Annotated in this window: 23 protein-coding genes; 17 read left to right on the plus strand and 6 right to left on the minus strand. The window is 69.2% G+C overall.

The window, feature by feature from the left end:
* Positions 1–38: 38 nt before the first annotated feature.
* The 3 genes from H9L41_RS05870 to H9L41_RS05880 all read right to left on the minus strand — a co-directional run bounded on the left by H9L41_RS05870 (position 39) and on the right by H9L41_RS05880 (position 3,687).
* Positions 39–1,376, minus strand: a complete 1,338-nt coding sequence (locus tag H9L41_RS05870) for a pilus assembly protein TadG-related protein (RefSeq protein ID WP_028447883.1) — start codon at positions 1,374–1,376, stop codon at positions 39–41.
* A 123-nt stretch (positions 1,377–1,499) separates the two neighbouring features.
* Positions 1,500–1,814, minus strand: coding sequence for a Flp family type IVb pilin (locus tag H9L41_RS05875; RefSeq protein WP_034608079.1), 315 nt, complete (start codon positions 1,812–1,814; stop codon positions 1,500–1,502).
* A 397-nt stretch (positions 1,815–2,211) separates the two neighbouring features.
* Positions 2,212–3,687, minus strand: coding sequence for a cyclic-di-GMP receptor FimW-related protein (locus tag H9L41_RS05880; protein ID WP_187523719.1), 1,476 nt, complete (start codon positions 3,685–3,687; stop codon positions 2,212–2,214).
* A gap of 229 nt (positions 3,688–3,916) precedes the next feature.
* Between H9L41_RS05880 and H9L41_RS05885 the strand changes: the two genes are divergently transcribed.
* Positions 3,917–5,527, plus strand: a complete 1,611-nt coding sequence (locus tag H9L41_RS05885; RefSeq protein WP_028447881.1) for an ABC-F family ATPase — start codon at positions 3,917–3,919, stop codon at positions 5,525–5,527.
* Between the two features lie 348 nt (positions 5,528–5,875).
* A complete protein-coding gene (gene fabG, locus H9L41_RS05890) occupies positions 5,876–6,616 on the plus strand; it encodes a 3-oxoacyl-[acyl-carrier-protein] reductase (protein WP_028447880.1) in 741 nt (246 codons plus the stop codon).
* Positions 6,617–6,783: 167 nt separating this feature from the next.
* Here fabG and H9L41_RS05895 read toward each other — a convergent pair whose 3' ends face one another.
* Both H9L41_RS05895 and H9L41_RS05900 read right to left on the minus strand, forming a co-directional pair.
* Positions 6,784–7,968: a L,D-transpeptidase family protein gene (locus H9L41_RS05895; protein WP_169730236.1), complete on the minus strand. Its 1,185-nt coding sequence runs from the start codon at positions 7,966–7,968 to the stop codon at positions 6,784–6,786.
* A gap of 85 nt (positions 7,969–8,053) precedes the next feature.
* Entirely contained in the window at positions 8,054–9,232 is a 1,179-nt protein-coding gene (locus H9L41_RS05900; protein ID WP_028447879.1) for a nuclear transport factor 2 family protein, read from the minus strand.
* 105 nt (positions 9,233–9,337) lie between these two features.
* Here H9L41_RS05900 and H9L41_RS05905 point away from each other — a divergent pair, with 105 nt between their 5' ends.
* Positions 9,338–9,658: a DMT family protein gene (locus H9L41_RS05905; protein ID WP_308417343.1), complete on the plus strand. Its 321-nt coding sequence runs from the start codon at positions 9,338–9,340 to the stop codon at positions 9,656–9,658.
* Here H9L41_RS05905 and H9L41_RS05910 read toward each other — a convergent pair.
* Positions 9,655–10,545, minus strand: coding sequence for a LysR substrate-binding domain-containing protein (locus H9L41_RS05910; protein WP_028447877.1), 891 nt, complete (start codon positions 10,543–10,545; stop codon positions 9,655–9,657). The genes H9L41_RS05905 and H9L41_RS05910 overlap by 4 nt on opposite strands.
* A 160-nt stretch (positions 10,546–10,705) precedes the next feature.
* Between H9L41_RS05910 and aotJ the strand changes: the two genes are divergently transcribed.
* From aotJ to H9L41_RS05980, 14 genes are all read left to right on the plus strand, one after another.
* Positions 10,706–11,497, plus strand: a complete 792-nt coding sequence (aotJ, locus tag H9L41_RS05915) for an L-arginine-binding protein AotJ (protein ID WP_028447876.1) — start codon at positions 10,706–10,708, stop codon at positions 11,495–11,497.
* 44 nt (positions 11,498–11,541) lie between these two features.
* Complete coding sequence (locus H9L41_RS05920) at positions 11,542–12,645, plus strand: alanine racemase (protein WP_028447875.1); 1,104 nt, start codon at positions 11,542–11,544, stop codon at positions 12,643–12,645.
* 75 nt (positions 12,646–12,720) lie between these two features.
* Positions 12,721–14,436, plus strand: a complete 1,716-nt coding sequence (locus H9L41_RS05925; protein ID WP_028447874.1) for a glutamine--tRNA ligase/YqeY domain fusion protein — start codon at positions 12,721–12,723, stop codon at positions 14,434–14,436.
* Positions 14,433–14,666: a DUF433 domain-containing protein gene (locus H9L41_RS05930; protein WP_028447873.1), complete on the plus strand. Its 234-nt coding sequence runs from the start codon at positions 14,433–14,435 to the stop codon at positions 14,664–14,666. The genes H9L41_RS05925 and H9L41_RS05930 overlap by 4 nt, the downstream gene beginning before the upstream one ends.
* Complete coding sequence (locus H9L41_RS05935; protein WP_028447872.1) at positions 14,663–15,013, plus strand: DUF5615 family PIN-like protein; 351 nt, start codon at positions 14,663–14,665, stop codon at positions 15,011–15,013. Before H9L41_RS05930 ends, H9L41_RS05935 begins: the two co-directional genes overlap by 4 nt.
* Positions 15,013–15,594 (plus strand): HD domain-containing protein, encoded by a 582-nt coding sequence (locus tag H9L41_RS05940; protein WP_034608076.1) that lies wholly within the window; start codon positions 15,013–15,015, stop codon positions 15,592–15,594. Before H9L41_RS05935 ends, H9L41_RS05940 begins: the two co-directional genes overlap by 1 nt.
* A gap of 47 nt (positions 15,595–15,641) precedes the next feature.
* Positions 15,642–15,881: a type II toxin-antitoxin system Phd/YefM family antitoxin gene (locus H9L41_RS05945; protein ID WP_028447870.1), complete on the plus strand. Its 240-nt coding sequence runs from the start codon at positions 15,642–15,644 to the stop codon at positions 15,879–15,881.
* Complete coding sequence (locus H9L41_RS05950) at positions 15,881–16,261, plus strand: type II toxin-antitoxin system VapC family toxin (RefSeq protein ID WP_028447869.1); 381 nt, start codon at positions 15,881–15,883, stop codon at positions 16,259–16,261. Before H9L41_RS05945 ends, H9L41_RS05950 begins: the two co-directional genes overlap by 1 nt.
* Positions 16,262–16,274: 13 nt before the next feature.
* A complete protein-coding gene (hemE, locus tag H9L41_RS05955) occupies positions 16,275–17,339 on the plus strand; it encodes a uroporphyrinogen decarboxylase (protein ID WP_028447868.1) in 1,065 nt (354 codons plus the stop codon).
* Positions 17,340–17,733: 394 nt separating this feature from the next.
* Complete coding sequence (locus H9L41_RS05960; RefSeq protein ID WP_028447867.1) at positions 17,734–19,911, plus strand: primosomal protein N'; 2,178 nt, start codon at positions 17,734–17,736, stop codon at positions 19,909–19,911.
* A gap of 242 nt (positions 19,912–20,153) precedes the next feature.
* Entirely contained in the window at positions 20,154–21,665 is a 1,512-nt protein-coding gene (locus H9L41_RS05965; protein WP_187523720.1) for a CAP domain-containing protein, read from the plus strand.
* Positions 21,662–23,173, plus strand: coding sequence for a D-alanyl-D-alanine carboxypeptidase/D-alanyl-D-alanine endopeptidase (dacB, locus tag H9L41_RS05970; protein ID WP_034608074.1), 1,512 nt, complete (start codon positions 21,662–21,664; stop codon positions 23,171–23,173). The genes H9L41_RS05965 and dacB overlap by 4 nt, the downstream gene beginning before the upstream one ends.
* 48 nt (positions 23,174–23,221) lie before the next feature.
* Positions 23,222–23,515: a type II toxin-antitoxin system Phd/YefM family antitoxin gene (locus H9L41_RS05975; protein ID WP_028447864.1), complete on the plus strand. Its 294-nt coding sequence runs from the start codon at positions 23,222–23,224 to the stop codon at positions 23,513–23,515.
* The gene (locus tag H9L41_RS05980; protein WP_028447863.1) at positions 23,516–23,872 is read left to right on the plus strand and encodes a type II toxin-antitoxin system RelE/ParE family toxin; all 357 of its coding nucleotides are present in this window, start codon (positions 23,516–23,518) and stop codon (positions 23,870–23,872) included.
* Positions 23,873–23,878: the final 6 nt, after the last annotated feature.

Raw genomic sequence — 23,878 nt, forward strand, 5'->3', positions numbered from 1 at the left:
TCTGTCGCCCATCTGCCGCCGGCCGCGTTGTCTTCCAATCAGTTCACCGACTTCCAGGCCAGCGCCTCGGCGCGCTCCGCGTCGGTGGGCGCCACCAGCCTGGCCTGCCAGTAGGGGTTGTAGAGGCTGGCCAGCTCCTCCTTGCCGTCGGCGCGGGCACCGCCCAGCGCGGGCTCGGGCCGCTTGAAATAGACCTCGGCGGCGCTGACCGAGGCGATGCTGCCGGCCTGCAGGCTGTCGCCGAGCTTCATCCGGCCTTCGTTGAGGTTCACCTTGTCGGCCGTGCGGGTGGCCGAGGTCCGCACCATCACCGCGAAGCGCGTGCGCGGATCGTCGCGGTTGCTCAGCTTGGGGTAGTCGAGCTCGCGCACCACCGAGATGCCGGAGTAGCCGTTGAGCTCCTCCTTCTCGCTGTTGGCATAGCTGTGGGCGCTGCCGTTGGTGCCGGCCGAGTTGCCGAAATTGCCGCCGATCACGTCGTTGCGGGCGAAGCTGCTGCCGCCGTCGTTGGAGCCGGCGGCATCGTCGCCGGCCCAGCCCAGCGGCACTTCGCGGCTGCGGCAGCTCCAGCGCCGGCGATACTTGAGGTGGGCCGAGTGGGTGTCCACCGCGTCCCAGCGATCGAGGCTGGCGAGGCTGGTGGCGCCGCGCTTCTTGAATTCGGGAATGCCGAAGCCGATCCAGCAGGTATTGGACAGCGGCAGCGGGAACGGGCTGGCCGGCCGGTCGCGGGTGAAGCCGTCGCGCGAATCGAGCACCACCCGGGCGAGCCGGTTGCGGTCGTTGTCGGTGTAGCGGCGGGTGAACGAGGTGAAGTCGTCGCCGCTCAGCACCACGGCCGCCCGGAAGGCCGGATCGTTGGCCTGCGTCACCGAGTCCACCACCATCTTCATGCCGACGATGCTGGCCGAGGCATGCATGATTTCCTGGCTGCCGGCCAGCGCCTGCTTGTAGACGTCGCGCGCCGGCACGGCCACCTTGGCGGCGTAGTCGGTATAGGTCGAGGCGTACTCGGCCGCGGTCGCGATCGCCGAGGTGATCTGGCCGATATAGGGGATGTACTGGGTGTACTGGTTGATGTTCTGGGCCAGGATCTTGATGTAGCGGACCCACGACGACAACGTCATGGCCTGTGCTATGCCAATTTCATTGGCCACGATGGCGCGGTTGGAATACGCGTCATAATTGAGCACCCGAGCGCGCCAAAGCGCACCGCTGTAGGCCGCCGCGTCCGCCGTGTTGGTGACGCGCGCCTTGTCGGCGGTGATCTGTCCGGCACTGAAGAGGAAGAACAGGCCCAGGCCCGCCGCAGCCATCAGGAACAGCGCGAACAAAAGTGCGTGGCCGCGCTGGCGCTCCCGCTGGAACGCTCGCATGCGACTGGACTTTCGATGAGGGATTCGATTGAAGGAGGCAGGCGGTGCCGTGCTGCGGCACCGGCCTGCCTCGAAGAGCGGCCCGTCGATGCGGGCCGCTCCGGGCGCTAAGCGTGGGAAAGCTTAGTTGCCGCCACCGCCGCCACCGCCGCCGGCGGCAGCCTGGTCGTTGTCGGCGTTGTAGCTGCCGAGGCCCTTGGTGGCGTTGCCGCGCGTGGATGCGGTGTTCGCGGTGGTCTGCGCGTTGCCGATTTCGCCCGAAGCGTTCTGACCCGAGATTTCCTTGGCCAGACCGGCGGTCTGGTTACGGATGGTCTGGCCGAACACGGAGTAGACGCCGATGGCGGCGACGGCGATGAGTGCGACGATGATGATGTACTCAGTCATGCCTTGGCCGGCTTGCTTGCGAAGGCGACGTGCTTGTTGACGCAATTGCATGTTGAATTTCCTGGTTATGGATAAGGCGTATTTGAAGGCGCAATTAAACGTCATATGCAGGTGTATTGCAACATGCGCACGACATGCATTTTTCACATCATGATTCGCTTAAATTAGGACTTTGGCATATTAATGTTGCACCGCCGAATTTCTGATTATCTTTAATATATTGAGTGGCCCGGATGGGGTGGGGCCGGCGGATTTATCCTGTCGTTTCAATGGGCTGAATATGATGGCAGGACGGGCTGCCGGCACGCGCGCCGGCCGTTCCGGCTGGCGCGCGGTCGATTTCGGAGCGGATCGGACGGTCAGATCTGGCAGGTTGCATGCTGCGATGCAAAATGCTAGATGAATGGAGGATGGTTGGGGAAAAACGCCGCCGTGCTAGACCGCGGCTTCAGCCGCGCTCGAGCACCGTGAAGCCGGCCAGCACGTAGTCGGGCAGCACTTCGTGCGGGGCGCCGAGGCGGATGCGGTAGCGCTTGCCGCCAGCCGCCAGCAGGTACTCGGTGCCTTCGGCGCCGCCGGCGCGCGGCAGCACCAGCAGGCGTGCGCCGAGCGGCGATTCGGCGCAGTAGAGCGCCGGCTGCAGGTAGCCCGCGCTGTCCAGCGTCACCGCCACCGGGTTGGGACCGAGCCGCTCGGCGCCGACCTTGACTTGGGCGTCGCGCGACTTGTGCAGCCGCCGCACCACGCTCAGCGTCAGGTGGGTGTCGTGGCGGTAGGCGAACACCTCGCCGACCGCCAGCTGGTCGTTGTAGCGCGCCTTGTAGTGCGCGCCCACGCCGCTCGCGCTCTCGTCGGCCTGGGTCCAGTTCTCCCACTCCGCCGTGCTGCCGGCGGCGCCGAGCGCGTGGTGGATGCGCTCCAGGCCGGTCAGCGCCAGCACCGCCTGCTCGTGCTTGCGCCGCTCGCTGCGGCGCGAACGGCTCTGGCCCTCGCGCGAATAGACCAGCGCCAGGTCGTCGAGCAGGTCGGGAATGTGCGCCGCCAGTTGCTCGTCCTTGGTGGCCAGTTCGGCCGGTCTGGCGCCGCCGCGCACTGCGTCGGCCAGTTCGGCCAGGAACTGGGCCAGCGGTTCGGTCGACAGGTAGCGGTAGCGCTCGCCGACCATGTTGCGGCGGAGCTTGACCGGCGGCGCCGGCTCGTCGAGGTTGACCGCGTAGGTCTGCTCGCGCGGCCGGATGATCTTCTCGACCGGGACCCGCGCGACCCAGTGCGACAGCGCCTGGTCGAGCAGCCAGATCTCCTCGGGCCGCCGCCGCGCCGGCTCGGCCAGCTCGAGCAGCATGGCGTGGGCGTACAGCGTGGCCACGCTGATCGGCGCGTCGCCCGGGTAGCGCGCGATCGGCCGCTGGGCGAAACCGGCGGTGTCGGCGATCTGGTAGAGCCGGTTGAGGCTGCGCCACAGCCGCGGCTCGGCCTCGAAATAGCGCAGGTAGGCCCACTTGGCCTGCTCGGCGTAATAGCTGACCGCGCGCAGCGTGATCAGCTCGGCATCGTGGGCGAAGCGCGGCGACGGCGACTGGGCATGCTGCTTGAGGCAGAGCTTGTAGGCCGAGGCCAGCTCCTTCCAGCAGGCCAGCAGGCTCGGCATGGCCTGGCGCGGCTGGATGCCGTCGACCGTCTCCTCGCCGCGGTGGACCGCGATCAAGAGCTGGGCCAGCGGCCGCGCCTTGTCGTCGAAATTGGCGACGGCGCGGTAGCGCTCCTTGAGCCCGACGCGCGGATTGCGGTTGAGCGCCGCCAGCGCCTTGACGATCTCGGTCAGCGCCGCGAGCGTCTCGTTGCGCGGCAGCTCGGCCATCATCTGCGTCGCGGTCGGCCCGAAATCCTGCTCGTCGCGCGCGCGCCGCATCAGGGCATCGATCAAGCCTTTGAAATCGAACATGGTTCTTAGAATGTGAGCGTAGGCACGGGGGCGCCGCGGTGGGCCGGGACGGCAGCCATACCGGCTGCCGCTGCCATGCGGGCGCGCACGCCGGAAATGAAGGCTGGCGGTTCCCGCGTGATAAAATTACGCAATTTTGCCGTACCGCGCCATGCGCGGCTTTTTATTTTGTTGTCGTGCGCTTCGTGCGCGCACGGCGGGAGTCCTCGATTTGATCACCACTTCCGGCATCACCATGCAATTCGGCGCCAAGCCGCTGTTCGAAAAAGTCTCCGTCAAGTTCGGCGGCGGCAACCGCTACGGCCTGATCGGCGCCAACGGCTCGGGCAAGTCGACCTTCATGAAGATCCTCGGCGGCGATCTCGAACCCACCGCTGGCAACGTCAGCCTCGACCCCGGCGTGCGGCTGGGCAAGCTGCGGCAGGACCAGTTCGGCTACGAGGACCAGCGCGTGATCGACGTGGTGCTGCAGGGCCATGCCGAGCTGTGGTCGACCATGCACGAGAAGGACGCCATCTACGCCAATCCCGAGGCGACCGAGGACGACTACATGCGGGCCGCCGACCTCGAGGTCAAGTTCGGCGAAATGGGCGGCTACGACGCCGAGGCGCGCGCAGGTGCGCTGCTGCTGGGCGCCGGCGTGCCGATCGAGCAGCACTTCGGCCCGATGAGCGAAGTGGCGCCGGGCTGGAAGCTGCGGGTGCTGCTGGCGCAGGCGCTGTTCAGCGCGCCCGACGTGCTGCTGCTGGACGAACCCACCAACAACCTCGACATCAACACCATCCGCTGGCTGGAGCACACGCTGAACGAGCGCGACTCCACCATGATCATCATCTCGCACGATCGCCACTTCCTGAACCAGGTCTGCACCCACATGGCCGACCTGGACTACAGCACCATACAGCTCTACGCCGGCAACTACGACGACTACATGCTGGCCAGCACCCAGGCGCGCGAGCGCGCGCTCGGCGCCAACGCCAAGGCCAAGGAGCGCGTGGCCGAGCTGCAGGCCTTCGCCGCCCGCTTCGCCGCCAACAAGTCCAAGTCGCGCCAGGCCACCAGCCGGCTCAAGCTGGCCGACAAGATCAAGGAAGGCATGCCCGAGGTGAAGCCGTCCTCGCGCCAGAACCCCTACGTGCGCTTCGATTTCGACGACAGGCAGAAGCTGCACCGCCAGGCCTTCGAGGCGACCGAGCTGAACTTCGCCTACGAGGCCGGCACGCCGATCCTGAAGAACTTCAACTTCATCCTCGAAGCCGGCCAGAAGCTGGCGGTGATCGGCGGCAACGGCGTCGGCAAGTCGACGCTGATGAAGCTCCTGATGGGCCAGCTGCACGGCCAGCACGGCGGCATCAAGTGGGCCGACAAGGCCGAGCCGGGCTACTTCGCGCAGGATCACGAGGACGACTTCGCCAGCGACGAGACGCTGTTCGACTGGATGAAGCACTGGAGCCAGCCCGGCGACGACGACCAGGTGATCCGCGGCATCCTCGGCCGCCTGCTGTTCAGCGGCGACGACGTGAAGAAGTCGGTCAAGGTGCTGTCGGGCGGCGAGAAGGGCCGCATGCTGTACGGCAAGCTGATCCTGCAGCGCCCCAACGTGCTGGTGATGGACGAACCGACCAACCACATGGACATGGAGTCGATCGAATCGCTGAACCTGGCGCTCGAGCTGTACAAGGGCACGCTGGTGTTCGTCTCGCACGACCGCCAGTTCGTCTCCTCGCTGGCGACCCAGGTGCTCGAGCTCAAGGGCGACGGCAGCTATGTGCACTACATGGGCGGCTACGAGGAATACCTGTCGAGTCAAGGCCTGGAATGAGCCTGGACGGCGCTTCGGCGGCAGTTGTTGCGTAACTGCATCGTGTGACGCGCATGTTGCGGAAAGTTCGGGTTTAGAGTTGCCACTCTAGAATTGCCGTACTAATATGCGCGCACATCTTCAGTGCACCCGCGAACCAAAAGCGGGCGATCAAGCCGGTGGCCCAGGCCGCCGTCTCTAGAGTTGCCGCAAGGGCTGCTCAACCGAATACAGACAAAGAAGAAGCATGGAGCAGACAAAACGCAGCACCCCTCCGGGGTGCTGCGTTTCTTTCGTCCGGCGGGTGCCGGGTCGGGTGGTCTGTCAGCGGGGCCGTGCGCGGTCCGCCAATCAGTGGAGTCATCGAATATGCGTTTGTCCGGCAAAGTCTGCATCATCACCGGCGCCGCCAGCGGCATCGGTCGCGCCACGGCGCTGCGTTTCGCCCGCGAGGGCGCCCGGGTCGTGGTCTGCGACCTGAACCAGGCCGGCATCGACCCGGTCGTCGGCGAGATCGCCGTGGCCGGCGGCGAAGCCGTGGGCTACCTGGTGAACGTGACCGACAAGGCGCAGATCGCCGCCATGGTGGCCGGCGTGAAGGAGCGCTGGGGCCGCATCGACGTGCTGGTCAACAACGCCGGCATCGTGGCCGACGCGCAGCTGACCAAGATGACCGAAGAGCAGTTCGACTGCGTCATCGACATCAATCTGAAGGGCGTCTACAACTGCACCAAGGCCGTGGTCGACACCATGATCGAGCAGTCCTCCGGCGTGATCCTCAACGCGTCCTCGGTGGTCGGCCTGTACGGCAACTTCGGCCAGACCAACTACGCCGCCGCCAAGTTCGGCGTGATCGGCTTCACCAAGACCTGGGCCAAGGAGCTCGGCAAGCGCGGCATCCGTTCCAATGCGGTCTGCCCGGGCTTCGTCGCCACGCCGATCCTGAACAACATGCCGGAGAAGGTGATCCAGGCGATGGAAGAGAAGGTGCCGATGCGCCGGCTGGCCCAGCCCGAGGAAATCGCCTCGGTCTACACCTTCCTCGCCAGCGACGACGCCAGCTACGTCAACGGCGCCGTGCTGTCGGTCGACGGCGGCCTGGTGATCTGACCTGGCCTCCGTTCCGCCCACGAAAAAGCCCGTCGCATGCGACGGGCTTTTTATTGATCCAGGCATGTCCAGGTGACGAGTAGGTCGGGCTTCATGCCCGACCGCACTGCGGGGCGGAGATCGCCGTCGGGCATGGCTTGGAGCCCGGCCTGCATCCAAATGCCCGGCTAGCTGGCCGTGCCCTCGTAGACGATGCGCCAGTCCTGGGCCTCGCGCTTGAAGTAGAGCCGCTTCTTCATGCGGTTCTCGAGGTTGTTGCTGCGGTAGTCCTGCTCGAAATCGGCCATCAGCAGGCTACCCTGCGCGGTCGGGTAGGCGAACAGGCTGAGCTGGTCGAGCTTGACCTGGCTCCACTGCTTGCCGGCGCCGACGCTGCGCTTCTGGCTGCTCCAGCCGGCCAGGTCGAGGTTGCCGCTGCGGAAGTCGCTGGCGTAGTGGGCGAGATAGCGCGAGGTGTCGAGGCTTTCCCAGTCGCGCCGCCATTGCTCGACCTCGGCCTGTGCGCCGGCGCGGCGGCGGCTCCAGGTCTCGCGGTCGAGCCATTCGATCCGTTCGGCGATCACCACCGGGGTGCCGGGCAGCAGGTATTCGCCGAGCGCGCCCATGTCGGCGTTGGTCAGCGCCACGCAGCCGTTGGAGGCCTTGGGCGCGCGGCTGTAGGTGTCGTAGGGCACGCCGTGCAGCCAGATGCCGCTGCCGGTGCGGCCTTCGCGGCGGTCCAGGTCGTTCGGGTAACTGAGCGGCCAGGCGCCGACGCCGTACAGCTCGGCCAGGCTGCCGTAGCGGCGGTCGAGCTCCTCGCGCGCCATGTGGCCGGTGACGAAGTAGATGCCCAGCGGCGTGCGCTGGTCGCCGGCGCGGTTCTTGTCGACGCCGAGCTTGCCGATGGTGGCGTAGAAGTCGCGCACGTAGCGCGGCACGCCGCCGTCGTTGCGGTAGAGGAAGATGCGCGCGCGGCTGGCGTCGATCACCACCGCGTAGCGCTGGCCGGGGCCGAATTGCAGCAGGTTGGCCGGGATATGGTCGGTCGGCGGCGGCGCGCTGTAGTGCAGCAGCCGCACCGCGGCTTCCTGGCGCAGGTCGGCCAGCTTGTCGTCGGCCACCGGCGCCGCGCCGATGTCGGCCAGCGGCTGGCTGCGGGCCATCAGCAGGTCGCCCTTGAGCAGATGGGCCAGCCGGTAGTTGGGCATGGACTGCAGCAGCGCGTCGACCACCTTGTCGGCGTCGTCGAGCCGGTTCTGGCGGATGGCGGTGAGCGCGGAGACGATGGCCTGTTCCGGGTCGCGATCGGCGCGGAGCGCGGCCGGCGCCGGCTGCGGGCGGAGGAAGGCGGTCCCGTGCGGCCATTGCATGGAGTTGGCAGCGGGGGCGATATAGAGCCCTGCGATCAGGCAGGCGGCGATTTTCGGCCAGGTACGGTGCAGCATGGCCACGAGTTTAACCTACTCGCTCGTCGGTGATCAGCCAGCGCTCGCCTTTGCGCTCCAGAATCAAGGTCTTGCCGGTCGAAGTGTCGAGTTTGTCGGACTTGTAACGTTGCACGAAGCGCACGGTCGCGGTGTCGCCGGCGGCGTCGAGCTTCACCCGCAGATTGCTCAGCTTCACCTCGATGCGGCGCGCGCCCTCGATCCGCTCGCGCCGCTGCTTTTCCCATTCGCCGCGGCTCGAGCCGGCAGGCTTGAACTGGCGCGAGTAGCTGGCCAGATAGGCCGGGACGCGCTTGTCGCTCCAGGCGTCGGCCCAGGCGCGCACCGCGCGCGCGACCTGTTCTTCGGCCTGCTTGGCCGGGTTGGCGGGCGGCGGGGTCGGCTTGTCGGCAAGCGGCGGCGGGCTGGGCGCGACGGTCGGCGCGATCGGCTTGGCGGCGGGTGTAGGCGTGGGGCTCGGCGCGACCGGCTTGGCGGCCGCGACCACGGTGGGCGGCAGCGGGCGGACGGTCGGCGGCGTGGTCGGCGCGATGGTCGGCGGGCGGGTCGGTTGCGGGCTCGGCTGGACCGGCCGCGTTTCGGCCGGCCTGGCCGCAGTCGGCGGCAGCGTCATCGGCGCCGCGCGTGCCGGTGCCGCGTTGCTGCTCAGCAGGTCCTGCACCAGCGCCAGCCGCGGCGGCTGCGCCGGCGAGGCGAGCGGCGTCGGCACCTGGCCGTTCTGGCGTTCGACCACGTCGCGCTGCAGCGCCTTGTCGTAGGCCTGGGCCGCCAGCTTGGCGTAGACGTCGGCCAGGTTGGCGTGCGCGGTGGCATAGGCCGGGTTGGTCTGCAGCGCCTTCTGCAGCGCGCCGCGCGCCTTGTCGAGCTGGCCCTGCTGGGCATACAGCGCGGCCAGGTTGTTGTAGGGCTCGGGCAGGTTCGGGTAGTCGGCGCTCAGCGCGGCATAGGCCTGGATAGCCTCGGCGTTGCGGCCCAGCAGCGCCAGCGCATTGCCGCGCAGGAGCCGCAGGCGGGCGTCGCGCGGGGCGCGGGCGATGGCCGCGTCGGCGCGTTGCAGCGCGCTGCCGGCATCGCCGCGGCCGAGCAGGGCGGCGATGTCGTCGGCTTCGCCGGCGTATGCGCCGGCGACATGCGCGCAGGCGAGCAGGGCGGCGGCCAGGAGCGGGCGGAACGGGCGGGGGACGGACATCGGCTGGACGCTGGACGGGCGGGGGATACAAACTCGCGATTTTATCAGACTACGCTTATCGTCCCGCCGCCAATGTTCACGTCGATTCCCATTGCCGTGCAGTCCATGTTGCTGCTGGTCTGCTCCAACGTCTTCATGACCTTCGCCTGGTACGCCCACCTGCGCGACCTGTCGGCCAAGCCCTGGTACATCGCCGCTGTCGCCAGCTGGGGCATCGCGCTGTTCGAATACCTGCTGCAGGTGCCGGCCAACCGCATCGGCTTCCAGGTCTACACCCTGGCCCAGCTCAAGATCATGCAGGAGGTGATCACGCTGGCGGTGTTCGTGCCGTTCGCGGTGTTCTACATGAACCAGCCGTTCAAGCTCGACTTCGTCTGGGCCGGGCTGTGCCTGCTCGGCGCCGTCTACTTCATGTTCCGCGGCTAGCCGTTCGTGCCTTCCAGCTGCGCCAGCAGCCAAGCCTGCAGCGCATTGATCGCCGCATCGTCGCGCCGCGCCCGCGGGCAGGCGAACCAGTAGCGGTAGCCGGTCTCGAGCTGCAATTCCGGGAAGGGCAGGGCCAGCCGGCGGGCGGCGATGTCGTCGGCGAACAGCAGCGGATCGGCCAGCGCCACGCCGAGGCCCTGGCTCGCCACGTTCACCGCCATGTCGTTCGATTCGAAGCTCGGCCCGGCCGCCAGCCGCGGATGGGCGATGCCGGCGCGCGCCAAGAGCTGGCGCCAGTGCGCATGGTCGGGCGTCAGGTGGATCAGGTCGAAGCCGGCCAGGTCGGCCGGCGTCCCCAGCCGTTCGGCCAGGGCCGGCGCGCAGGCCGGCGTCAGGTGCTCGGCGAACAGCGGCAGGGCGTGGATGCCCTCCGGCTCGGCGCGGTCGTAGACGATGGCGGCGTCGAAGCCCTCGCGGGCGAAGTCGACGCGCTGGAATTCAGCCGTGCTGATGCGGATCTCGATGTCCGGATGGGCCTTCTGGAAGCCCGGCAGGCGCGGCAGGAACCAGCGCAGCGCCAGCGTCGGCAATAGCTTGAGCTGCAGGCCGGCGCCGCGGCCGCGCAGCCGCTCGATGGTGGTGCCCAGGTGGTCGAGCGCCAGGTCGACCGCCGCCAGCAATTCCTGCCCCGCCTCGGTCGGCGTCACGCCGCGCGCCTGGCGCTGGAACAGGGCCAGACCCAGCGCGGCCTCGAGCTGCTGGATCTGCCGGCTCACCGCGCCCTGGGTCAGGTAGAGCCGTTCGGCGGCGCGGCTGACGCTGCCTTCGTGGGCGACCGCGGCGAAGCTGCGCAAGAGGTCGAGCGGCGGAAGCCGGCCGGTGCTCATCTCATATTCCCTGTGTGCATGTTTCGCATGATTATATTTCGATGGTCATGCCGTATCGCGCTGGTTAATTTCGGTCGATCGAACCAGGCCATGGCGGTCCCGCCCGTACTGGCCTTCGTTCGATCCCATTCCACGCATGCATATTACACAGGGGTGTGACATGAAGGCCTTTTCCCGTATCGCCGCGTCGGTGGCCAACCTGGCGGCGAGCCTGCTGATGCTGCAGGCGGCGCATGCCGCCGACGCCAAGCCGCTGCGCATCGGCATCGATCCGACGTTCAAGCCGTTCACCTACAAGCTGCCCGACGGCACGCCGACCGGCTTCGACATCGAGATCGCCCAGGCGCTGTGCACCGAGATCAAGCGCAGCTGCAGCTTCGTCGAGAGCGACTGGGACGGCATCATCGTGGCGCTGAACGCCCGCAAGTTCGACGCCATCATCTCGTCGATGGACATCACCGAGGAACGCAAGCGCGCGGTCGACTTCACCAACAAGTACTACAAGGTGCCGTCGCGGTTGATCTTCCCGGCCGGCCAGGCCGTCTCGGGTACCAATGAGAGCCTCAAGGGCAAGCGCATCGGCGTGCTGCGCGGCTCGACCGAGGAGCGCTACGCCAAGGCCGAATACGCGCCGGCCGGCGCCGTGGTGGTCGACTACGCGACGCAGAACGATGCCTTCCTCGACCTCAAGGCCGGCCGCATCGACGGTACCCTGGTCAACGTGGTGGTCGGCCAGTCCGATTTCCTCAAGACCGCCGCCGGCCAGGGTTTCCGCTTCGTCGGCCCCGAGCGCGGCGACGAGAAGTACTGGGGCGTCGGCGCCGGCATCGCGGTGCGCAAGGGCGATGCGCTGCGGGCCGAGCTCGACCGCGCGCTGGTGGCGATCCGCGCCGATGGCCGCTACAAGCGCATCCAGGACAAGTATTTCGACTTCGACGTCTACGGTCGTTGAGGCCGGCCATGTCGATCAGGGTCGGACCGCGCCCGGTCATGGCGATGCCCGGCGCCGCGAACCGCGACGAGGCCTGCCTGGAGATCGACCTGGCGGCCATCGAGCGCGGCGCGCGGGCGGTGACCGCGCAGTGCGCCGCTGCCGGCATCGCGGTGGCCGGCGTGACCAAGGTCGCCTGCGGCTCGCCGCAGGTGGCTGGGGCCATGCTGGCCGGCGGGGTGGCGCAACTGGCCGATGCGCGGCTGGCCAATCTGCGCCGGCTGCGCCAGGCCGGCCTGCGGGGGCCGTTGTGGCTGCTGCGCGCGCCGTCGCCGGCGCAGGCGGCCGCGGCGGTGGCGCTGGCCGACGTCAGCCTCAATTCGGAACTGGAGACCGTGCGCCGGCTGTCGGCCGAGGCGACGGCGCTGGGCCGGCGCCACGACGTGGTGCTGATGATCGAGCTGGGCGACCTGCGCGAGGGTTTGCTGCCGGACCAAGCCTTCGGCTGCGCGCAAGCCGTGGCGGCGCTGCCCGGCATCCGGCTGCTCGGCGTCGGCGCCAATCTCGGCTGCATCAGCGGCATCCAGCCGACCGCGCGCAACCTGGCGGTGCTGGTCGAGGTCGCCGGCGACCTCCGCCGCCGGCTCGGCATCGAGCTGCCGATCGTGTCGGGCGGCAATTCGGCCAGCCTGTCGCTGCTCGACGCCGGCTGCCTGCCGGCCGGCATCAACCACCTGCGCGTCGGTGAGGGCATCCTGCTGCCCGATGCGGCCTTCCTGTCGGTGTTCCGTGGCGCGGCCTACCGCAAGGCGGCCTTCCAGCTGTCGGCGCCGGTGATCGAGGACCGCATCAAGCCGGCGCGGCCCTATGGCCTGGCCGGCAAGGACGCGTTCGGCCGCATGCCCCGGTTCGACCAGGTGCCGGATGCGCCGATGCGCCGGCTCTTGCTGGCGATCGGCGAGGAGGACATCCGCCTGGCCGGCCTGCAGCCCGACGACGCAAGGCTGCGGGTGATCGGCGCCAGCAGCGACCACCTGGTGCTCGACGCCAGCGCGGTCGGGACGGACTACCCGCTCGGCCAGCGGGTGCGCTTCAGCCTCGATTACGGCGCGCTGCTGACGGCGATGACTTCGCCCTACGTCGAGAAGCGCTACCTCGATCCACGCTGAGCGGCCGCCGAGGCGGGCGGCCCGGCGGAATCGGGTAAAATCGGCGCATCGCCAATCCTGATCGCCGACGCCTTCATGTCCACGTCCCACGCCAGCCCGGCCGCCGAAACCGAAATCAAGAATTTCATCCGTACCGTCATCGATGCCGACCTGGCCTCCGGCAAGCACCCGCGCACCATCACCCGCTTCCCGCCCGAGCCGAACGGCTACCTGCACGTCGGCCACGCCAAGTCGATCTGCCTGAACTTCGGCATCAAGGACGACTACAAGGCGCGCGGCTACGCCAGCGAGTGCAATCTGCGCTTCGACGACACCAATCCGGAGAAGGAAGAGGACGAGTACGTGCAGGCCATCCAGGCCGACGTGCGCTGGCTCGGCTTCGACTGGGACGGCGGCGTGCGCTACGCCTCCGACTACTTCGAGCGGCTCTACCAGTACGCCGAGGAGCTGATCGGCAAGGGCCTGGCCTTCGTCTGCGAGCTCACGCCCGAGCAGATGCGCGAATACCGCGGCGATTTCCAGGTGCCCGGCCGCAACAGCCCGTTCCGCGACCGCACTGTGGAGGACAACCTCGACCTGTTCCGCCGCATGCGCGCCGGCGAATTCGCCGACGGCTCGCGCACGCTGCGGCTCAAGATCGACATGGGCTCGCCCAACCTGAACCTGCGCGATCCGGTGATCTACCGCATCCGCCGCGCCCACCACCATCGCACCGGCGACGCGTGGTGCATCTACCCGATGTACGACTACACCCACTGCATCTCCGATGCGCTGGAAGGCATCACCCATTCGCTGTGCACGCTCGAGTTCGAGGATCACCGCCCGTTGTACGACTGGGTGCTCGACAACGTGACCATCGGCTGCCATCCGCAGCAGATCGAGTTCTCGCGGCTGGAGCTGCTCTATACCGTCACCTCCAAGCGCAAGCTCAACCAGCTGGTCACCGAGGCGCTGGTGAACGGCTGGGACGATCCGCGCATGCCCACCGTCAGCGGCATGCGCCGGCGCGGCTACAGCCCGGCCGGCATCCGGCTGTTCGCCGAGCGCTGCGGCATTTCCAAGACGCCCAACGTGGTCGACCTGTCGGTGCTCGAGGGCGCCGTGCGCGAGACGCTGGAAGCCGAGGCGCCGCGCGTGATGGCGGTGCTCGATCCGATCAAGGTGACGCTGACCAACTTCGAGCCCGGCACCACCGGCTCGCGCTCGGCGCCGTTCCATCCGCACCATCCCGAGTTCGGCGAGCGCGAAGTGCCGATCGCGCGCGAGATCTACATCGAGCGCGACGACTTCGCCGAGGTGCCGCCGCCGGGCTGGCAGCGGCTGACGCCGGGTGGCGAGGTGCGGCTGCGCTACAGCTACGTGATCAAGTGCGACGAGGTGGTCAAGGATGCCGACGGTCGCGTGGTCGAGCTCAAGTGTTCGCTCGACCCGGCCACGCTGGGCCAGAACCCGGTCGGCCGCAAGGTCAAGGGCGTGATCCACTGGCTGAGCGCCGAACACGCGATCGAAGCCGAGGTGCGGCTGTACGAGCGCCTGTTCACGGTCGAGCGGCCCGACGCGGTGCGCGGCGAGGACGGCCAGTACCTCGACTTCAAGCAGTTCATCAACACCGAATCGCTGCGCGTGGTGACCGGCTACGTCGAGGCCTGCGTGCGCGACGCGGCGCCGGAGAGCCGCTACCAGTTCGAGCGGCTCGGCTATTTCGTCACCGACCGGCGCGACCATGCCGCCGGCGGACGGCCGGTGTTCAACCGGACGGTGGGCCTGAAGGACAGCTGGAGCAAATCATGAGTCTTGATCGTACCTTGATGGCCAGGATCACCCAGCGGCCGGGCCAATGCGGTGGCCGTCCCTGCGTACGCGGCATGCGGATCAGGGTCGCCGACGTGCTGGATATGCTGGCTAACGGCATGGATACCGCCGAGATTCTGATGGACTATCCAGATCTCGAAGCCGACGATATCCGTGCCTGCTTGGCTTTTGCCGCCAGCCGGCTCGACATTCCACGGCTCGCCGCATGATCCTCTGGCTCGATGCCCAGTTGCCGCCGGTCCTGGCCGCGTGGTTGACCGAAACCTTCGGCTTGTCGGCCTACGCGCTGCGTGATCTGGGGTTACGCGATGCAACGGACCTCGAAATTTTCGCCGAGGCGCGGCAGGCCGGGGCTATCTTGTTGTCCAAGGACAGCGACTTCGCAGATTTGGTGACTCGCTTAGGACCACCGCCCCAACTGCTGTGGTTGACCTGCGGCAATACCAGCAATCGTTCGCTGTGCAGCCTGCTCAGCGCGACTTTGGGCGAGGCCTTGAGCCTGCTCGAACAAGGTATGCCGATCGTCGAGATCGATGGTCGGGAGAGTTCGCCTTGATGACCCCGCTCGCCGACCAACTCGCCTTCCTGCTCGAACTCGACAAGCTCAAGGCCGTGCTGCGCCGCACCCGGCCGGTCGGGCTCGAGCGCTACGAGAACAGCGCCGAGCACAGCTGGCACGTGGCGCTGATGGCCATGCTGCTGGCCGAGCACGCCGAGCCGGCGGTCGACGTGAACCGGGTGGTCAAGCTGCTGCTGGTGCACGACATCGTCGAAATCGACGCCGACGACACCTTCCTCTACGACGAGGCCGGCGCCGCGGCCAAGGCGATCAAGGAGGTCGCCGCGGCCGAGCGGCTGTTCGGCCTGCTGCCGCCGGCCCAGCGCGACGAGTTCATGGCGCTGTGGCGCGAATACGAGGACCGCGCGACGCCGGAAGGCCGCTTCGCCTACGCCTGCGACCGGCTGCTGCCGATGCTGCAGAACCTGGCCAACGACGGCATCGGCTGGCGCGAGAACGCGGTGCGCTTCGAGCAGGTGATCCGCAAGAACCTGCCGATCGACGACGCCGCGCCGGCGCTGTGGCAATACGTGCTGCCGCGCCTGGAGGCCGCCCGCGAAGCGGGCTGGCTCGGCTGAAGACCGGCGTTATAATCTGATCTAGCTAATCTAGCTAGGAGTCTCCCATGCTGACCGCCAATATGCACGACGCCAAGTCGCAGCTCTCCAACCTGGTCGAGCGCGCGCTGGCCGGCGAAGAAGTGCTGATCGCCCGCAACGGCCGCGCCGTGGTGCGCCTGGTGCCGGTGGAGCAGATCGGGCCCCGGCGCGTCGGCGGCCGGCTCAAGGGCCGCATCGCGATCGCCGAGGATTTCGACGCGCCGCTGTCCGACGAGGTGCTGCGCGGCTTTCTGGGCGGCGATTGATGCGCCTGTTGCTCGATACCCACGTATTGCTGTGGTGGCTGGCCGATCCGGAGCGTCTCGGCCAGGCTGCCTACGCCGCCATCGCCGATCCGGCGCACGAAATCTGGGTCAGCGCCGCCAGCGGTTGGGAAATCGCCATCAAGCAGGCGCTGGGCAAGCTGTCCGGTCCGGTCGACCTTCCCGCCGAGCTGGCGGTCGAGGGCTTCCGGGCGCTGGCGATCGATTTCCGCCATACCGAGGCCGTGCGGGCGTTGCCGCCCCTGCACGGCGATCCGTTCGACCGCATGCTGGTCGCGCAGGCCCGCACCGAAGACCTGGTGCTGGTCAGCGCCGACGAGCAGTTGCGCCGTTATTCCATTCCCTTGCTGTGGGCCGCCTGAGGCGGCGAATGCCATGTCCCCATTGAACAACGACACCTTCCTGCGCGCCCTGCTGCGCCAGCCGACCGACTACACCCCGCTGTGGCTGATGCGCCAGGCCGGCCGCTACCTGCCCGAGTACCGCGCCACCCGCGCGCGCGCCGGCAGCTTCATGGGGCTGTGCACCTCGCCCGACTACGCCACCGAGGTCACGCTGCAGCCGCTCGAGCGCTATCCGCTCGACGCCGCCATCCTGTTCTCCGACATCCTCACCGTGCCCGATGCGATGGGCCTGGGCCTCTACTTCGCCGAGGGCGAAGGGCCGAAGTTCGAGCGGCCGCTGCGCGACGAGGCCGCCATCCGCGCGCTGGCGGTGCCCGACATGGCCGAGCTGCAATACGTGTTCGACGCGGTCGCCTCGATCCGCCGCGCGCTCGACGGCCGGGTGCCGCTGATCGGCTTCTCGGGCAGCCCGTTCACGCTGGCCTGCTACATGATCGAGGGCGGCGGCTCGGACACCTTCAGCCGGGTCAAGACGCTGATGTACGACCGGCCCGAGCTGCTGCACCACATCCTGGCGGTCAACGCCGACACGGTGGCGGCCTACCTGAACCGCCAGATCGCGGCCGGCGCCCAGGCGGTGCAGATCTTCGACACCTGGGGCGGCGCGCTGGCCTACGGCAAGTACCAGGAATTCTCGCTGGCCTACATGAAGCGCGTGATCGACCAGCTGGTGCGCGAGCACGACGGCCGCCGTGTGCCGGTGATCGTGTTCACCAAGGGCGGTGGGCTGTGGCTCGAGGACATCGCCGATTCGGGTTGCGACGCGATCGGGCTCGACTGGACCATGGACCTGGCCGCCGCGCGCCGCCGCGTCGGCGACCGCGTCGCGCTGCAGGGCAATTTCGACCCCAATGCGCTGTTCGCCCGGCCCGAGGCCATCGAGGCCGAGGTGGGGCGCCTGCTGGCCAGCTACGGCGCCGGCAGCGGCCATGTGTTCAACCTCGGCCACGGCATCTCGCAGTTCACGCCGCCCGAGCACGTGACCGCCTTGGTCGACGCGGTCCATCGCCTTTCCCGCGCCTACCATTCCGTTTGATCGATCGCACCGTTTTCGTGCCTGCCGCCCTCCATTCGGCAGGCGCGATTGATTCAGCAAAAACAAGGACTTGCCGGCCGATGTTGAAGTGCGGTCGGCGCTATGGCCGCTAACTTATGCACAGCATTCGGGCGGCAATCGGCAGCCTTGTCAAGCCTTGACAAAATTCGTGCCATCCCGGTCTTATTTTTCAAGGCATTGATTTTAAAAGAGAAACATTTTTGCCCATTTTTTGGGCAAGCCAGCAAAGCGCTTGTCGCATCCGGGGTTTAGCCTGTTAACCAAAACTTTCCCACAAAGTTATCCACAGGTTTTGTGGAAAGCGGCGAAAGTCCTGTCGCGACGGGGCTTTAAGCGCTCCGCACGGCCGCGCAAATTTATCGCTTGACCCCGCATGCCTTTTCTTCGCCTCGCCCTCGATGTTCCGCTCGACCGGCTGTTCGACTATTCGGTCGAGGCTGCGACCGCGGCCGACCTCGGCCGCCGCGCCGTGGTGCCGTTCGGCAGCCGGCGGCTGGTCGGGGTGGTGATGGAGGTGGCCGAGCAGGCCGCCGATGCCGGCATCGCGATCAAGCCGGTCGAGGCGGTGCTCGACGACCTGCCGGCGCTGCCGGCCGAGCTGCTCGGCCTGCTGCGCTTCTGCGCGGCCTACTACCAGCATCCGATCGGCCAGGTGGTGCATACCGCGCTGCCGGCGCGCTTCCGCGATCCCTCGCCGTTCCGGGTGGCCGAGGCGCTGCGCTACCAGGCGGCCGACCCGGCCGCGCTGCGCGAGGGGCTGGCCGCGCGTGCCGTGATGCAGCACCGGCTGGCGGCGATGCTCGAGCGGCCGGTGGCCGAGGCGGAGCTGCGCGCGGTGTCGGCCGGCGCCTGGCGCATCGTGCAGGACTGGCTGGCGCAGGGCAGGGTGCGCGCGCTGGTGCAGGCGCCGGCCGCGCCGGTGGCGGCCGCCGGGCCGGCGCTGAACGCCGAGCAGGCCGCCGCGGTCGAGGCGATCGGCGAGGCCTGTGCCGGCGCGGCCGGCGGCAAATTCGCCGCCTTCCTGCTGCACGGCATCACCGGCAGCGGCAAGACCGAGGTCTACCTCAACGCGATCGCCCGGGTGCTGGCGGCCGGCCGCCAGGCGCTGGTGCTGGTGCCCGAGATCAACCTCACGCCGCAGCTCGAGGCGCGCTTCCGCAGCCGTTTCCCCGGCGTCGACATCGTCGGCCTGACCAGCGGCGTGGCCGACGGCGAGCGCGCCGCCGGCTGGGTCCGTGCCGCGCGCGGCGAGGCGGCGCTGGTGCTGGGCACCCGGCTGGCGGCATTCACGCCGCTGCCGCGGCTGGGGCTGATCGTGGTCGACGAGGAGCACGACGCCAGCTTCAAGCAGCAGGACGGCCTGCGCTACTCGGCGCGCGACCTGGCGGTCTACCGCGCGCGCCAGGCCGGCGTGCCGGTGGTGCTGGGCTCGGCCACGCCGGCGCTGGAAAGCTGGCATAACGCCGAGGCCGGCCGCTACCGCCTGCTGGCGCTGCGCCAGCGCGCGGTCGACGGCGCCCGGCCGCCGAGCTGGCGGCTGGTGGCGACCCGCCGCCAGCCGCTGGCCGACGGCCTGCACGCCACCACGCTGGCCGCCATCGGCGAGCGGCTGGCGCGCAACGAGCAGTCGCTGGTGTTCATCAACCGGCGCGGCTATGCCCCGGTCATGCATTGCGGCGAATGCGGCTGGCTGGCCGGCTGCACCCGCTGCTCGGCGCGGCTGACGGTGCACCTGCGCGAGCGCTGCCTGCGTTGCCACCACTGCGGCTGGGAAGAGGCGCTGCCGGCGCATTGCCCCGGCTGCGGCAACAGCGACCTGGCCCCGCTGGGCCAGGGCACCCAGCGGCTCGAGCAGATGCTGGCGCAGCGTTTTCCGCATGCGCGGGTGCTGCGCATCGACCGCGACAGCATGCGCCGCAAGGGCAGCTTCGAGGCCGCGCTCGAAGCGGTGCACGATGGCCGCGTCGACATCCTGATCGGCACCCAGATGCTGGCCAAGGGCCACGATTTCCCGCGCCTCACGCTGGTCGCGGTGGTCGGCGCCGACAACGGCCTGCACTCGGCCGACTTCCGCGCCGGCGAGCGGCTCTACGCCCAGCTCGCCCAGGTGGCCGGCCGCGCCGGCCGGGCCGAGCGGCCCGGCGAGGTGCTGCTGCAGACCGACTTTCCAGAACATCCCTTATATGCGGCGCTGATGGCCGACGACTATGCTGCCTTTGCGGCGGCCGAGTCGAGCGAGCGCCGCCGCGCCGGTTTTCCCCCCTTCGTGCACCAGGCGGTCCTGCGCGCCGACGGCTTCGCGCTGGCCGAGGCGATCGCCTTCCTGCAGCGCGCGATCGAGCTGGCGCCCGAGGATGCGGCGGTCACGCTGTGGGATCCGGTGGCGGCGCCGATGGCGCGGCTGGCCAACCGCGAACGGGCGCAACTGCTGGTGCAATCGGGCGCGCGCAGCCGGCTGCAGGCCTTCCTGGCCGCCTGGATGGCGGCCTTGCGCCAGCTGAAGGCGGGCAAGGTGCGCTGGTCGCTCGACGTCGATCCACTCGAGGTGTGAATGAGGTCCAAGTTCCTGCTCGCCGGCCTGGCCGCCGCCCTGACCGCCGCATCGCTGCGCGCCGCGCCCCTGCCCGAACCCGATGAACACGAACTGCCGCCGGTCGAAGGCATGCGCCGCGGCTGGACGGTGGAGACCGGCAGCCGCGAGGCGGTGCGGCTGTTCTGGCGGGTGCGCTACCGCGCTTCCACCCGAGCGCCTTCTGGCGCGGCAGTCTCGAAGGCTGCGAGCCGGGCGAGACGTTGGCCGAGCACCGCGCCGCCATGCTGGCGCGGATCAACTGGTACCGCGCCATGGCCGGCGTGCCCGGCGACATGACCGAGGATCCGGCTGCCACCCGCAAGGCCCAGGCCGCCGCCCTGGTCACCGCCGCCAATTCGCGCATCTCGCACGACATCACGCCCGACTGGGCCTGCTTCTCGGCCGATGCGCAGGAGGGCGCCCACCTGTCGAGCATCGCCCTGGTGGTCAACGGCACCGAGGCGATCGACTCCTTCATGCGCGATGCCGGCGAACTCAACCACGGCACCAACCACCGCCGCTGGCTGCTGTTCCCCAACACCATGTTCATGGGCCTGGGCGACGTGCGCACCGCCGATCCGCAGCGCACCGCCAGCGCCTTCACCGCCTTCGACGGTCTTTACAACGGCAACCGCCCAACGCTCAAGCGCGAGTTCGTGGCCTGGCCGCCGCCGGGCTGGGTGCCCTACCAGGTGGTGTTCCCGCGCTGGTCCTTCGCCTTCCCCGGCGCCGACCTGACCGCCGCCACGGTGGCCATGACGCGCGCCGGCCAGCCGGTGGCGGTGGCGCTCGAGCCCTACGACGACGGCGCCGGCGAGCCGACCCTGGTCTGGCGCGCCGACGGCCAGGCCCACGACGCGATCTGGCCCAGGCCGGATGCCGACGCCACCTACAAGGTGGTGGTCGACAACGTGAAGGTGGCCGGCGAGACGCGCCGCTTCGAATACGAGGTCAAGGTGTTCGATCCCGACGGGCCGGCACCCGACAAGCGCGAAGCCACCATCAACGGCCCGGCAAGGGCCAGCGCGGCGGAGGGCGCCGGCTACGGCGTGCTGGCCCAGCCCGGCGCCACCGGCTACCAGTGGCGCGCGCTGCGCACCGAGCCGTGGACGGTCGGCGAGGGCGCCGAGAACGGCTACGGCGCGTTCTCCTACAGCGGCGCCAACAACTACCCGGTGCTCGACCACCAAGCCGCCGCCTCGGGCAAGCAGTCGTTCCGGCTGGCCCACAACGGCATCGGCGACGAGATCCTGCTGCTGGCCGAGCAGGTCGCGCTCGGCGCCAAGCCCTCGCTGCTGTTCCGCGGCCGCCGCGGCGTGGCCGGGCTCGACGAGGTCGCCCGCGTCGAGGTGCTGGTCGAGGGCCGCGACGCCTGGGAGACCGTCTACCTGCAGCGCAGCGACGGCAAGACCGCCAGCGCCGAACCGGCCTTCTTCGAGCGGCGGGTCGACCTGTCGCCCTATGCCGATCGGCTGGTGCGGCTGCGTTTCCGCTACCAGTTCGCCGGCGGCGACTTCTACTCGCCAGACGATCCGCGCATCGGCTGGTACCTGGACGACATCCGGCTCGACGACGCCCACAGGCTGGTCGAGACCGGCGAGCCGCAGCGGGTGACGCTCGGCCGCTTCGACTTCCGGCCCGCGAAGCCCGGCGACTGGCGCCTGCAGGCGCGGCCGACGGTGTACCGTGCGGCGGGCGACTGGGGGCCGCTGTGGGCGGTGAAGGTGCAATGAGCCGCGCGCTGCGGGCGTTCTGCCGTATCGCGCTGGCGCTGGGGCTGGCCTTGCCGGCGATGGCCGCGCTGCCCGACGCGGTGGCGGCCCGGCTGCGCGCCGCCAAGCTGCCCGAACGCGCGCTCGGCGCCGTGGTGCTGCCGGCCGACGGCGGCCCGGCCCGGCTCGAGCACAACGCCGACGCGGCCTTCAACCCGGCCTCGACGCTCAAGCTGCTGACCACGCTGGCGGCGCTGGAGACGCTCGGCCCGACCTTCCAGTGGCATACCGGCTTCTACGCCGACGGCCCGGTCGAGGGCGACACGCTGCGCGGCAATCTCTATCTGCGCGGCAGCGGCGACCCGAAGCTGACCTACGAACGAGTCTGGCTGCTGCTGCGCGAGCTGCGCAACCGCGGCGTGCGCCACGTCGCCGGCGACCTGGTGCTCGACCGCAGCTATTTCGTGCTGCCGGCCGAGGAGGCCGGCGCGGCGCCGTTCGACGACCAGCCCGAGCGCGCCTACAACGTCGCGCCCGACGCGCTGCTGATGAACTTCAAGGCGCTGCGCTTCGACATGGACAGCGGCGGCGATGACACAGCCGGCGCCAATGGCACAACCGGCGCCAATGGCACAACCGGCGCCAATGGCGCCGGCGGCGTGACGGTGCGGATCGAGCCGCCGCTGGCCGGCGTGACCGCATCCAGCCGCCAGCGCCTGGTCGGCGGCGACTGCGCCGCCTGGTCCGGCGGCTGGGCCCGGCCGTCGATCGAACCGATGGCCGGCCACGGCGTCGCGGTCACGCTGCAGGGCAGCTTTCCGCGCCATTGCCGCGCTGGCCGCTACCTCGGCCTGTTCGACGCCGCCGACTTCGCCGACCGGCTGGTGCGCGCGCTGTGGCTGGAGCTCGGCGGCAGCATCGCCGGCGCCACGCGCGAAGCCGCCACGCCGGCCGGCGCCGTCCTGCTGGCCGAGACCCAGTCGCCGCCGCTGGGCGAGCTGATCCGCGACGTCAACAAGCTGTCGAACAACACCATGGCGCGGGCGATCTACCTGACGCTGGGCGCCGAGCGCCAGCGCGCGGGCCTCGCCGGCAGCGCGGCCGACAGCCAGGCCGCGGCCGAGCAGGCCGCGCACGACTGGCTGGCCCGGCGCGGCCTGGCCTTCCCCGAGCTGGTGATCGACAACGGCGCCGGCCTGTCGCGCAACGCCCGAATCAGCCCGCGCCACCTGGCCGCGGTGCTGGCGGCCGGCCGAGCCGGTGCCTTCGCGCCCGAATACGCCGCCAGCCTGCCCATCGTCGGCCTCGACGGCACCATGCGGCGGCGGCTGGCCGACAGCCCGCTGGCCGGCATGGCGCGGATCAAAACCGGCACGCTTGACGAGGTGAGGGCGGTGGCCGGCTACGTGCGCGACGCGGCCGGCCGCGACTGGCTGGTGGTCGGCATCCTCAACCACGGCCGCGCCGGCGCCGGCCAGCCGGTGCTCGACGCGCTGCTCGAGTGGGCCGGCAGCAGTACGGCGCCCTGAGCGCGTATACTTGCAAACGTGCATGTATTCGTTAACGTGGAGCTGGCCATGAGTATCGCCATCGAAGACATCGTGCCATTCAGCCAGGCTCGAGCCCGCCTGACCGAGCTGGCCGAGGAAGTCCGCAACGGCGCGGAGAAGATCGTCACCAAGAACGGCGAGAGCTACGTCGCCTTGATCGACGCGCGCAAGCTCGCCTACTACCACCGGCTCGAGCGCGAGCGGATCAACCTGCTGCTGCTGGAAGACGTCGAACGCGGGTTGGCCGATGTGGAGGCCGGTGCCGCGCTGCCGGCCGAGCAATGGCTGGCCGATCGGCTGCAACGGCGCGAGCGCGAATAGATGATCCGCATCCGGGTCACCCGGAATTTCGACGCCAACGTCGATCGTATCGAGGCCTTCTGGCAGGGCCTGGGACACGAGACGGCGGTCGACCGATTGCTGGTCGTGATCCGCGACGAGGTGGTGCCGAACCTGGCCCGCTTTCCGCGGCTCGGCCGGGCCGCCCGGCTCGACGCGGTGGAGTCGGTGCAGGGGCTGGCCGCCTGGGGCAGGGTACGTAGGCGCCTGGGCTCGGGCGAACTGCGCGAATACCTGTTCGACGACTACCTGCTGCTCTACCTCTACCGCAACGACGAAATCCACCTGCTCGCCATCCGCCATGCGCGAGAGGCGGGATTCGACCTTCAACTCGCCTGATTCGAA

The sequence above is a fragment of the Chitinimonas koreensis genome (genome assembly GCF_014353015.1).
GTDB lineage: Bacteria > Pseudomonadota > Gammaproteobacteria > Burkholderiales > Chitinimonadaceae > Chitinimonas > Chitinimonas koreensis.